The sequence below is a fragment of the Candidatus Nitronereus thalassa genome, assembly GCF_032191465.1.
Lineage (GTDB): Bacteria > Nitrospirota > Nitrospiria > Nitrospirales > UBA8639 > Nitronereus > Nitronereus thalassa.
In genome coordinates, this window is record NZ_JAQOUE010000001.1 from 2,519,261 (window position 1) to 2,531,867 (window position 12,607).

Below are 12,607 nucleotides of genomic sequence, written 5' to 3' on the forward strand. Positions count from 1 at the left end.
TTTGGAAATTGTCCCTCTTGTCACAAATTGATTTGGCGCCCGGTAAAGACGAGTTGATGTCTAGCCATATGACAAATCGAGCCCGTGTCCATCTCTTTTGGAATTTTATATCACTCACACTGGTGCTCCACCTTGCTAAGATTCAGAATCTGATTGCACTTGAACATGGTGTAAGGCCTCTTGTCCTTTCCTCAAACACAGGCCTTGAATGTCTTCAACAACCAAATACAAACAGGGGATTAAAATCAGCATGATGGCAGTGGAGAACAAAATGCCAAATCCCAAGGAAATGGCCATCGGGATCATAAAGCGAGCTTGACGGGACGTTTCGAAAATCATGGGGGCCAAGCCACCAAACGTACTCAAAGTGGTGAGAAGAATCGGGCGAAATCGCCGAATGCCTGCCAGCCTGATGGCTTCGAAAGGCTCCACGCCTTCTTGCCGTTTCTTGTTCGCATAATCGATCATGATGAGTGAGTCGTTCACCACCACCCCCCCCAGTGCGATCATGCCCATCATGCTGATGATACTAATGTTATATCCCATGATCATGTGACCAATCACGGCGCCAACAAATCCGAATGGGATTGCCATCATCACAATGGCCGGTTGCACATAACTGCGAAAGGGAACGGCCAATAAGACATAGATAATGATTAAAGACAACGTGGTACTGTACAGAAAACTATTCATGGCATCTCGTAGATCCGCACGCCGTCCTTCAAAGCTGTAGCTCAGGCCTGGGTCTTCGCTCAGGAGTTGGGGAAGAATGTCGGTCTTGAGGGTGTTGAGGACGAGGTTTGTTTCCTTGATGGGTTGCACATTTGCAGTGACGGTCACGGTGCGATGTCCGTCACGCCGATTGATTTCCCGAAACGCCCGATCTCTTTTCACCGTGGCCACTTGATACAAGGGCACTTCTTGCCTTCCCGGAGTTCGGATCACGAGATTCTCGACGTGATATTCGCTCGTCCGTTCCGATTCGGGAAGTCGAACCAGCACTTTTATCTCGTTACGGCCTCGTTGTTGTCGAAGCGCTTGGGAACCATAAAACGCGTGACGCACCTGCCTGGCAATTTCTTGAGCCGTGAGCCCCAAACTTCGGGCTTCTTCATTAATACGAAAGTTAAGCTGGGGTTTCCCTGGGGAATACCCATCATCAACATCTTTGACACTGGAGAATTCGGCAATCCGTTCGGCCAACCGCGCACTGGCCTTATCCAACAGGTCAATATCACGATGGCTCAATTCCACACTGATGGAAGGGCCTCGACCCGGTCCACCGCTGTCTGACTCGAATCGAACATATTCCACACCAGGAATTCCCGGCGTGCGCGCTCTCCACAAATTGGTTAACGCATTCGTATTCAAGGGGCGGGTTTCTGGTGGCGGCAAATGGATCCGTACATTGATGGTATTGTTTTGAACCAGAGTAAAGATGCCGGTGGTCAGTGCCTCTCCGCCATTTTCCTGAATCACTTCTTGCGCGGAATTTACCAACACATCTCGAACTCGAATGATTTCCCGAAGGGGGCTACCAAAGGGTAGGACTGCGGTGGCGCTGGCAAAATCCGCCTCCACCTTCGGCATCAGAATAAATCCCATACGTCCGCTGAGAGGAAATGCCAGTATGATGGCAAAAAAAGCCAAGCAGAGTGAGACGCTCACATAGCGATGATACATGGCCCGCCGCAGAAAAGGACCGTAGATGTCTTCAACAAAATGGGTAAAGGTGCGACTGAATCGTTGTTGGAAGTGATGAAGGGCCGCCCCCACCTTTCCGGGTGGCTGGGTGGTTCCATGTGCCAAGTGGGATGGAAGAATAAACAACGCTTCGACCCAGGAAATGATAAAGGCCGTGGATACCACCGCGGGAATCACCGCCCATATTTTGCCAAAGGATCCGGGCACGAACATGAGCGGAAGAAACGCCACGATATTGGTGAGAATGCTAAACCCGATAGGGATGGCAATATCTCGGGCTCCTTGGATGGCTGCATCCATGAGTGTCATGCCCCGTTGCCGATATTCATAAATGTTTTCCCCTGCAATAATGGCATCATCCACCACAATTCCCAGGGCGATGATAAACGCAAACAACGAAATCATATTGATCGAAACCGACATGACCGGAAGAAACAATAATGCGCCGAGAAAGGAGATGGGGATTCCCATGGTCACCCAGAATGCGAGTTTATATTCCAGAAAGAGGGTCAGGATGACTAACACCAGGAACAGTCCCAGAAATCCGTTGCGGAGTAGAAGCGTCAGTCGTTGGTAATAAATTTCTGAACGATCCTTTTGAACGGCATACTCAATCCCTGGGGGAAGATCCTGGACAATCCGATTCATCGCCAATTTCGCACTAGTCGCGACCCCGATAGGTGTTTGATCTCCCACCCGGTAAATTTCGATTCCGATAGCGCGCATACCATTGAACGTGGCGAAGGTGTCACTCTCTTCGAATCCTTCCGATACCCGGGCGATATCACGAAGACGCAAGATGGTGCCGGCTTGGGTGGCAATGATGGGAATATCACGAAACTCGGATGCCCAATCTCGTCGTTCCTGCACGCGAAGCAAGATTTCGCCGCTCGACGTGTCTACACTACCCCCCGACCGATCCAACGCCGTGGCCGAAATAATTTGTGCGATCCGTTCCAACGTGAGTCCGTAGGATCTGAGATCCTCCTGGGACACTTCCACATGGATTTCATAGGGCCGAGCTCCTTCGAAATCGATTTGCGTGATTCCCGGTTCTTGGAGAAGGCGATCGCGAACCTGTTCGGCGGCTTCGCGGAGATCCCACTCGGAGACGTTGCCAAACAACTGGAGATTCAAGACGTCGCGACGATGCGTATCCAGCGTGACCTGGGGTTCTTCAGCATCTTCGGGAAAGGTCACAATTCGCCCGATTTCCTGTTGAATGTCCTGATACACTTTTTGATTGTTGGAATGTGCCAGCAACTCGACGACGACCGTTCCCTGATTTTCTGAAGCCGTGGCTCGAACTTCCTTGACACCTTCAAGGCTGCGAACGGCCTCTTCAATGGCCAAAATGACGCCTTGCTCAACTTCTTCGGGGCTGGCTCCCGGGAATGGAACACTGATAGTTACTGTATCTTCTTCAAATTCCGGGAAGACTTCCTGTTTAATCTGGGTGGCCATGAATAACCCGCCCAATAATAAACACAACATAAAGAGATTGGGGGTGACTCGGTTGTGGACCATCCATGCCAAAGGTCCAGAGTTCTTCGAACGTTTGGACCTGGAAAGTTTAATGTCCATTGTTGGACTCATTTTGAGGTTCGGTGGCGATTGGCGGCATGGGGCGAAGAGGCATTCCTTCGGTGGGCGAAGGAACGTCCGTCACAATCAAACGGTCTCCTTCTTGAAGACCCTGAGAGATCAGGACATGACTAGGGCCACGATAAAGGACAGTGATTTGACGAATCTCCAGAGCCTCGTGTTCGGTGAGGAGCCAGACGGCATCACCATCGCGGACGAAATTTCGGTCCACCTTTGCCACCTGTTCCATCTCATGCCCTTGAATTTCTGCTCGCAAATAGGATCCGAGTAATACCTGTGGACCTTCGGGATGGTCTGTATGAAGATTCAAGGGGTCTTCGATCGCCACGAGAACCCTGGCCATCCGTCCTTCAGTTTCCAAATCCGTCAACAACCGAATAACCTTGCCGGTTCGAAATGTTCCCTTGCCCCAGACGGCGTCATGATAAAGTTTTACCGGCGACCCTGTTCTGTCCGGTGAGGCCGGGATCTTGATCCAGCGGAGCTGGGACTGCGCGATTGATAATTCGACCCAATATTCATCCGTACCCACTAGTGTGACGATGTCCGAAGACGTGGTGATGTAGGCGCCCAGGTCCACATGACGTTCCAGCACGGTGGAATCAAAGGGAGCCTTCAACGCCGTGCGGCTCAAGGCGAGTTTGGCTGATTCTAGAGCGGCCTTTGCGGCATCGATATTGGCTTGACTGGACTGTAACTGAGGCAACCGAAGCACAAGGGTTTTTTCTCGTTCGGAAATGCCTTCTCCCAACAGATCAAATTCCTGTTTCGCTACCACCTGATTGCCTTGTTCCAGTAACAGTTCAGCGCGAGCTTTTTCCAGGTCGGTGTGTCGTTGTCGAACCGCCAAGGCATAATCTGCTGGATTTAAGCGCAGGATCGTCTCCCCTTTGGAAAAACGACCCCCAGGAGACAGTTCCGGGCTTACCTTAGTAATCTCCCCAATTACTTGGGCGCGAAGGGTGGTGCGATGGGCGGGTTGAACGCTACCCCATGCCTCAATCATCACCGGATGGGTAGCCAGGGTGATGTTTATAGTATCGACCAGGCTTGCTTGCCGGGATTTGGCTTTGCGTTCAGGATGGGGAGCGGTCTTAACTAGTGAAAATGCAATTCCCGCTGCGAGCAGCAGAATTCCCAGGGGGAGAACGATTTTGAGTCCCCATCGAAATCTGGGACTGATGGTTGGAGGCGTCAGTGACATGAAAGGTTTCTTATAAGTTTGAACATTTGGTTAGCCTGCCGATGAAGTCAGTTCCCGTACTTCCGGTTTTTTCAATTCCCATCCCCCAGCGAGAGCTCGGGCCAGGTCGACTCGAAAATCAATCAAGTTTCGTCGCGCAGTGAGAATTTGTCGTTCCAACACTTGCTGGCTCACGAGGGCATTGAGCACGTCGATATAAGCGGTTGCCCCTTGGATATATCGACCCCGCAAACGTTGGATCACTTGGGTGGCGAGATGGAATTGTTGTTCCAAACTGGCGGTTTTTTCCCGTTGTTGAGCTTCACGGGATAATGCGTCTTCGACTTCTCGAATCGCCTGAAGCACGGTCGATTCATAATTATTGAGTGCCTCGGACAGCAGGGCCTCGCGTCGTTCTACTTCAGCGGCCCTGGCCCCGGCATCAATCAACGGGGCGACGACCTGCGTGGCCACAGTGGCCAACCAACTGGAAAACAACCCAGCGGGGGCGGTGGCGAACGACCCGCCCGTGAGGGTGGAGCTCAAGTTTGTCGTCAATGATCCCGTCAGATCAATTCGGGGAAATCGATCCGCAATGGCGGCGGCGATGCGGGCATCCGCGGCTTGCACTTGGTAAAAATTTCCTTTGACATCCGGCCGCCTCTGCAGAAATTCCACGAGCAGTCCAGTCGCCGGCAGCGGTGGAATCATAAGAAGTGACTCCTCCCGAGGGAGGTGGATCGCTTGGGGCGGTTGCCCAACGAGAATGGCCAATTGATGACTCAAAGTTTCAATTCGCGCGACCACATCCTTGGTTTCTCCCCGCGTTTGTTCAATGAGTTGCCGCTGTCGCAAGACATCGGCTGCACCCGCGACTCCCTGCCGAAACCGTAAGGTGACGAGGTGCAGGACTTTTTCATTGGTCGCGATTTGGCGATTCAGCAAGGCCAGTTGACCTCGTTGCTCGGTCATGTTGTACCAAGCCTTGGCAATCTCCGCCGAGAGAGTTAAGCCGGCTGTCTGGACATCCGCGTCACTGGCTTCGGCGTCAAATTGTGCCGCCGTGGTATTTGCCCGAACTCGTCCCCACAGGTCCAATTCGTAAGCTGCTGCCAACCCCAATTGAAACCGGTCAGTCTCGCGGCCATTATTGTCCCGACTACGGCTAGCATTCAGCGTACCGTTTAGACTCGGAAATCGGGCGGCCCCCTCACGGGATAGCACGGCCTCCGCTTGTCGCAATCGATCCCAAGTGGCCAATAACGACGGATTATGTTCTAACCCCAGATCGATGAGGGTATTGAGGTTCTGATCCTCAAACGCTTCCCACCATTTGTCTGGAAGGGGATGCTTCCCCGAATGAGAAAATTGAGGAGGAAGCTGAGCCTGCAATGTGATGGGTGTGGGATTGGACAAGCATCCACCTATCAGCGCACTATTGAGAATCAAGACCATGTTAAACCAGCGCCATTGGTTCATGCTCTACCTCTAAAAACTCTCCGGGTCTCGTGGTTCGAGCTGCCTATGCCTAGTAGGGAATTATAACGGAGACGTGCATCCTGAGGGTCTGTGCGTTCAAACTTTTTTGTATGAAAGTGTAACGATCCCTAGGTTTGATACACTTTGATACAATTTTTCTTTTCACGGGTGATCGCTTACCGGCATAATAGAACGAAAATCTGTTCAGGAACCCCATGGACCCTTCACCTCATATTCTCATCGTTGATGACGAACCGACGATTCGCGGCCCTCTCGCTACCTATCTTACTCAAAACGGGTTTCGTCTTAGCACTGCGGGAAATGCGTCCGAAGCAAAGAAGGTACTTGAATCCAGTGCCATTGAACTCGTCGTGCTGGATATCATGATGCCTGGAGAAAATGGGTTATCCCTCTGCCGGCATCTACGGGAGACGAAAGATATTCCGACCATTTTATTAACCGCCATGGCCGAGGAAACCGATCGCATCGTGGGTTTGGAGATGGGAGCGGATGATTACGTGGTGAAACCCTTCAATCCTCGTGAACTCTTGGCGCGAATCAAATCTGTCTTGCGTCGCGCCAACAGCTTGCCCAAAAAAGAACCATTAGTCTTCGCCAAAACGATTACCTTCGATCCCTGGCGGTTATATGTCGCGCAGCGGGAACTCATGGGGAACGATGGTGTTGCCATTCCGCTTAGTACCAGTGAGTTCGGGCTCCTCATGGTATTTCTCCAACACCCGCAAATGGTGCTGACTCGTGATCAATTACTCGATCTCACGCGCAATCGAGCCGCGGAAATGTTTGATCGCAGCATTGATATTCAAGTGAGCCGACTTCGGAAGAAAATTGAACGTGATCCGAAAAATCCCACGCTTATTAAAACGGTATGGGGCGGGGGCTATACCTTTACAGGAGAGATCCAAACCGAATGATTCCTCTGGTGGCATCCTTCCAACGTTGGTTACCCCAGAGGCTGGCGAGCCAAATGATTGGGTTGCTTCTGGGTGCCTTGGTCATTGCGCAAGTAGCCAACTTTCTCATTTTCATGATGGATGAGCGTCGGGCGGCGAATCGGCTGGTGGAGCGGACGCAAATTTTGGAACGCACTGCCTCGCTGGTCCAACTCATCGAACATAGTTCCCCAGGAATCCATGGGAAAATGGTCCAAGCCGCGAGCTCTCGGAAACTGTACTTTTGGTTTTCGGATGTTAGCCCCATCCCGGCGAATACGCCGCAGACAGACAACGATCTTATGGCACGACTCAAAGAATTATTGGGGGATCATGACATTCACCAGTTACGAATTTTGACCCACGAACAACAGAAATTACTCATGAAAGAAGAAAAGACCACTCAGACCTTTGGTGATCCTGACGTCATTTCTTTCTCAAAGAGATTGCAACAACAGGTGGCTTCCTTACCTCTCTCTAAAGTGGATCCGCCAGGCCTTCTGGTCTCCGCGCATCTTGCCGATGGAAGATGGCTCAATGCGGGGTTGGGTATAAATCCCCCACTCAGCCGATGGGTGTGGCCGACATTTTTTTCTATGGTGTTGGCGGTAGGAAGTATTTGCATCATCGTCGTGTTCATGGTGAAACGTATCACCCGTCCTCTACAACGGTTGGCTGAAGCTGCAGAACTGGTCGGGCGCGGGGAGACCATCACCCCTGTATCTGAAGATGGACCGGTTGATATTCAACAGACCATTCATGCGTTCAATCGCATGTATGACAGGCTTCAACGGTTTGTCCAGGATCGGACCAGGATGTTGGCGGCGATTAGTCATGATCTTCGTACACCGATTACTTCCCTACGACTCCAGGCCGAATTGATTACGGATGAAGACGCAAAAGAAAAGATTTTGAAAACGTTGGATGAAATGCAACACATGACCGAAGCCACGTTGGCGTTTGCTCGCGATGAAGCCTCAGCCGAACAGTCTCGTTCCGTGGACCTGGCGGCATTAGTCGACAGCCTCTGCCAGGACTTGGCGGACTTGGGCATGGAAGTGAGTTGTGAGGCCACGGAAAAAACGCCGTATACTTGCCGTCCGGTGAGTCTAAAACGTGCCCTGCGCAATTTGATTGAAAATGCCGTGCACTATGGTCAACGAGCGCGGGTTGAATTGCAGCAAGCCGAAGGGGAATTTCAAATCCTCATCTGGGATAACGGGCCCGGCATTCCGGAACAGGATGAAGAACGCGTGTTCCAACCCTTCGTGCGACTGGAGGAATCCCGAAGCCATGAAACCGGGGGGATTGGACTCGGTCTGGCCATTGCGCGTTCCATCGTGCGACAACATGGTGGGGACATTACCTTGGCCAAGTATAAGTCTCAGGAATTTTGTGTCACCGTCCATCTCCCCCAATCCCATTCGACGATTGGACAATCCGGTCATCAAGTCCAAGTATCGGAACGACCTACCTTAACCAGAACGATCCTGTGAAACGTTTGAAACGGCCTGTGCAGATTTTTCAATCAGCCATATTTTTCCAAGCCTTTCTCTACCTGATAGCCTTTCCCTCGATGGCCAGTGGAGAAATTCAAACCACACCTACTCAGTTAACCGAACAAGAACAACAGCTCGTAAACTGGGTTGGGTCTAAACAAGCGATTATGCTCAAAGATTTGGAAACCTATGTGAACATCAATACCTGGACAATGAATCGTGATGGCCTTGATCAGTTCAGAGATCTCCTGGATGAAGAGCTCCAATCGCTGGGCTTTGAAACAACTTTGAAGCCGAGTGGGGAAATCGAGCTGCTTTCCTGCCAGGAAAAGAAAGTTACCTTTGCCCAACATTTGTTAGGGCAGCGCATTGGGAAGAGTTCAACCAAAGTGCTGCTCAATGGCCACCTGGACACCGTGTTCCCCAAGGATGATGAATTTCAAACCATGGTCATTGAGACAGATGGGAAAATCAAAGGGCCGGGCGTGTTGGATATGAAGGGTGGGATTGTGGCCATGACCTATGCGCTAAAAGCGTTGCATCAGCATGGGCGGTTACAAAATTCCAACATCACGGTGTTCTTCAATACGGATGAAGAAGTGGGGTCACTGGGATCACGACCCTATATCGAAGAATTGGCGATGCAGCATGATGTGGGACTGGTGTTTGAGGGATCGCATAACCATAAACTCGCGCGTCAGCGAAAAGGGCTGGGTCAAGCGCGTATCAAAGTGATTGGGAGAGAAGCGCATGCCGGCGAAGCGCATGTCGATGGGGTATCGGCCAACCTGGAACTTGCTCACAAAGTGATCGCCCTTGAGGCGTTAACAGACTACGAAAAGAAAACGACCGTGAATGTTGGAATCATGCAGGGAGGAGAAACGCGGAATACGCGACCAGGCTGCGCCGACGCCTTCGTCGATTTACGGTTTGCCGACAACCATGATGGGCTGGAGCTCAAAACCCAAGTGGAGAGAATAGCGTTGACCCGATATACCAACCATTCGGATTTCCCTGCCTTGCCAAAATCGGAAGTGTGGAGTGTACTTCACAGACCGGCCAAGGCCATACATCCAACAACAGACAATCTTATTGCCGAAGCCATGGGGCTGTCTACTCTGATTGGCGAGCCAATCGTGGGAACCTATTGGGCCGGTGGTGGGACCGATGGATCACTGATGCAGGCTAAGGGATTGCCCACGGTGGATAGCCTAGGCCTTAATGGCGATGGTGTTCATTCCTCCAGAGAATGGACGACCACGAAGTCCTTGATGGCGAGAACAAAGCTAATTACGGTGTTTTTGGATCGGTTGATCCATCAATAGTATTCCCAAGTGAGGCCTGAAATTTCTTTCTAATGTAATCCGTCGTGAATGCCATCGGCGATTCGAGTTGCAACTCCCTCCTCGTTTTCTTGTTCTCGTACGGCTTTGATTCGGCCATAGAGACGTCGAAGGTGCTCTTCATATTCGCCTTTTTTTAACCCGGCGTGATCACGCTCAAAGATTCTCCCCAACAGGTATCCGATGATTTCCATGACGTCTAAGAGCCTCGCATCCGGCTCCATGGCTTCTTCCGAGAAAAACTCCATGACCGCGACGACCTTCGGGCCTATGAGGATGGGAAAAGCAAAGCCGGCTTTCACACCGATTTCACTGGCCAAACGGGCTCGAGGGAAATTTGGGTCTTTCGTCACATTTTTGATCCATGCCGCTTTTCCACTTGCCAAGACCCGGCCTGGCAAACCCTCTCCCGGAACAAATTTCGTCGTATCGGTCACCTGACGAAACGTCTCGAATTTGATCCAATCCTTCAAAATCCAAATTTTGCTAGGATTTAATAAGTCATTATCACCATCGCGAATATAGAGATGGGCCACCGGCCAACCTGTAAAGTCGCAAATGATTTTCATGGCTTGTTTTAACGCATCCTCTACCGGGTCATTGGTGTTGGAGATGACCGCAATCTCTTGATTCAATTTCAGTACGCTCGTTTCTTGCTTCAAGAGATCATAGGCCCGTTTCATTTTTTCGGATTCCTTCTGTTCTTCGAGGAATCGTACTTGTGCTAATGCAAAGACAGCGACAAGCCAGATAACGAAGATGGAAAGCGCTCGATTGACTTCTGCTATCCAGAATGCTGCCCCAGGATCGGAGACGAAGATGCCTTCCAAAGTCAAAATAGTTCCAGCGATCGCCCCACCCAGAATCAACCGCTTGTCTTTCGCCATAAAGCCCAGCAAGACCAAAATGGTATAGGCTTCGCCGATGGACACCCCTAACGGGAACATGCCATCCACGATGGAAATGACGGCCGCACTGAGGACGATCAGAATTAAATATGCCAGGGAAGATTTCGAAAACATGGGTTCTTTTTCAGGAAGTGGGGTCATACAGTATTCTCAAGTTTACTCACTGTATGAAAGTAGTGAAGAGTTTTTCAATGGCCGGGAGATATTTCTTTTTGCAAAGGATGGTCAGTACGGCAATGCGCGTAGGCTAGAACGGGGATTTCCCCGAGACGAACTCATCCTCTAGCCAGATGACACAGTCAAAAATATCCAGAAAGACATGGTGGTCGGGAATGAGTCTGGGGATCAAATCAACGGCGCGCAGCATCTGCAACGGTTGCTCGTTAATGTTGGCGAGCAATACGAGAATATTCCGTTTTTGCATATATTCAAACACGGATTCCAGCGCATGCGCGGCTGACTGGTCCAAATAGGGGACCCGATTCATCTCAAAGACGATGATCTTGACGGAGGGCAATTGTTTGAGGTTGTCAATTAGGAAGTGGGCAAAACCAAAAAAGACCGGGCCTGTGAACGATTTGATATACACATTGTCTAAATACTCCTGTGGTAAGACGAACTCTTCTCTCAGGTCGATCGGTTTGCGAACCTTGAGTGACCGAAGCGGAAACAGGGTAATGGTTTCTTCTCCGATATCCCCCATCTTTTTCATAAACACAAACACGGAGAGGGTCATTCCAGTGCCGACGGCCGTAATCAAATCAACAAACACGGTCATGCCCAGGACGATAAAAAGGATGGCGCCTTCGGCTCGATCCACCTTCATGACTTCTTTCAGGCCATTGTAATCAATGATGTCAAACCCAACGGTGATCAGAATTGCAGCCAGTACGGGGATGGGCACATATTGCACATATTTCCCTAATCCGAATAAAACGGCCAACAAAAAGAGACTCGAAAACACGCCGGATAGTCGAGTGCGCCCGCCAGCTTTCACATTGACGATTGACGACATCGTCGTTCCGGCTCCCGGCACTCCGCCAAAAAATGCTGAAACCATATTGCCCATGCCCTGACCAATGAGTTCACGGTCACTGTGGTGTTTGGTTTCGGTCATCTTGTCGACGATCACCGCCGTTAATAAGGTATCGATGCATCCCAAAGCTCCCAGGGTTACGGCCGCGCTAAGGATGAACGATGGTTGGGAAAAGTCAAAATGTAAGAAGGATTCAAATTGAAGTGTGGGTAATCCCTGAGCCACTTCACCAATGAGAGGGACGGAAAAACCAAAACCGAGGGATATGAGCGTTCCTGCTATCAGGGCGGTGAGGGTCGCTGGAATGATCGTGGTGACCTTCGGGGCAAGATAAATGATTGCCAGGGTCACCACGCCAAGCAGGAGGGCTTGAAGATTGGTGTGAAGTAAGGCTTGTAGCCCCCCTGTCAATACTTGGCGAATGGAGGAAGGTGCTGGTAATCCTATTAGTGGATAGATCTCGAATAAGATCAAAATAATTCCAATGCCTGTCATGAATCCCGACAGCACCGGATAGGGAATATATTTGATATTGCCGCCAAATTTCAGGAGCCCGAAGACAATTTGTACGGACCCGGCCAAGAAGAAAATTCCCAGTATCGTGCCAAGGGCAAGTTCTAGGCTTCCTGCAAAGCTGATGGCTTGCGAAATCGTCAAAGCTGCGACCACGGTCATAGGGCCAGTGGGCGTACTGATGAGTGTGCGGGTGCCCCCAAAGATAACAGCCACGGCTCCGAGAAATATGGCGCCGTACAACCCCGACATGGCGCCGAGCCCGGATTGAAGACCAAAGGCCAAAGCCAATGGCAATGTCACAATCCCTGCGGTGAGACCTCCTAAGAGATCGCCCTGGATATGACGGAAATCGATTTTTGATTCCGGGGTTTCGTATGTCAT

The 12,607-nt window shown here is 50.9% G+C and carries 8 protein-coding genes; 3 read left to right on the forward strand and 5 right to left on the reverse strand.

Annotated elements, in window-relative coordinates:
• Window positions 1-135: 135 nt before the first annotated feature.
• The 3 genes from PPG34_RS11390 to PPG34_RS11400 are packed head-to-tail and all read right to left on the reverse strand — an operon-like array spanning window position 136 to window position 5,971.
• Window positions 136-3,288 (reverse strand): efflux RND transporter permease subunit, encoded by a 3,153-nt coding sequence (locus PPG34_RS11390; protein ID WP_313833431.1) that lies wholly within the window; start codon window positions 3,286-3,288, stop codon window positions 136-138.
• Window positions 3,278-4,513 (reverse strand): efflux RND transporter periplasmic adaptor subunit, encoded by a 1,236-nt coding sequence (locus PPG34_RS11395; protein WP_313833432.1) that lies wholly within the window; start codon window positions 4,511-4,513, stop codon window positions 3,278-3,280. The genes PPG34_RS11390 and PPG34_RS11395 overlap by 11 nt, the downstream gene beginning before the upstream one ends.
• Window positions 4,514-4,543: 30 nt before the next feature.
• Window positions 4,544-5,971, reverse strand: a complete 1,428-nt coding sequence (locus PPG34_RS11400) for an efflux transporter outer membrane subunit (protein WP_313833433.1) — start codon at window positions 5,969-5,971, stop codon at window positions 4,544-4,546.
• 215 nt (window positions 5,972-6,186) lie between these two features.
• Here PPG34_RS11400 and PPG34_RS11405 point away from each other — a divergent pair, with 215 nt between their 5' ends.
• The 3 genes from PPG34_RS11405 to PPG34_RS11415 are packed head-to-tail and all read left to right on the forward strand — an operon-like array spanning window position 6,187 to window position 9,748.
• Entirely contained in the window at window positions 6,187-6,906 is a 720-nt protein-coding gene (locus PPG34_RS11405) for a response regulator (protein ID WP_313833434.1), read from the forward strand.
• Complete coding sequence (locus PPG34_RS11410; protein WP_313833435.1) at window positions 6,903-8,420, forward strand: ATP-binding protein; 1,518 nt, start codon at window positions 6,903-6,905, stop codon at window positions 8,418-8,420. Before PPG34_RS11405 ends, PPG34_RS11410 begins: the two co-directional genes overlap by 4 nt.
• Window positions 8,417-9,748 carry a M20 family metallopeptidase gene (locus PPG34_RS11415; protein ID WP_313833436.1) on the forward strand — a complete coding sequence of 444 codons (1,332 nt, stop codon included), beginning with the start codon at window positions 8,417-8,419 and terminating at the stop codon, window positions 9,746-9,748. Before PPG34_RS11410 ends, PPG34_RS11415 begins: the two co-directional genes overlap by 4 nt.
• 29 nt (window positions 9,749-9,777) lie before the next feature.
• Here PPG34_RS11415 and PPG34_RS11420 read toward each other — a convergent pair whose 3' ends face one another.
• Together PPG34_RS11420 and PPG34_RS11425 are read right to left on the reverse strand one after the other, a co-directional pair.
• Window positions 9,778-10,815, reverse strand: a complete 1,038-nt coding sequence (locus tag PPG34_RS11420) for a GAF domain-containing protein (RefSeq protein WP_313833438.1) — start codon at window positions 10,813-10,815, stop codon at window positions 9,778-9,780.
• 106 nt (window positions 10,816-10,921) lie between these two features.
• On the reverse strand, window positions 10,922-12,607 hold the full coding sequence (locus PPG34_RS11425) for a SulP family inorganic anion transporter (RefSeq protein WP_313833439.1): 1,686 nt from the start codon (window positions 12,605-12,607) through the stop codon (window positions 10,922-10,924).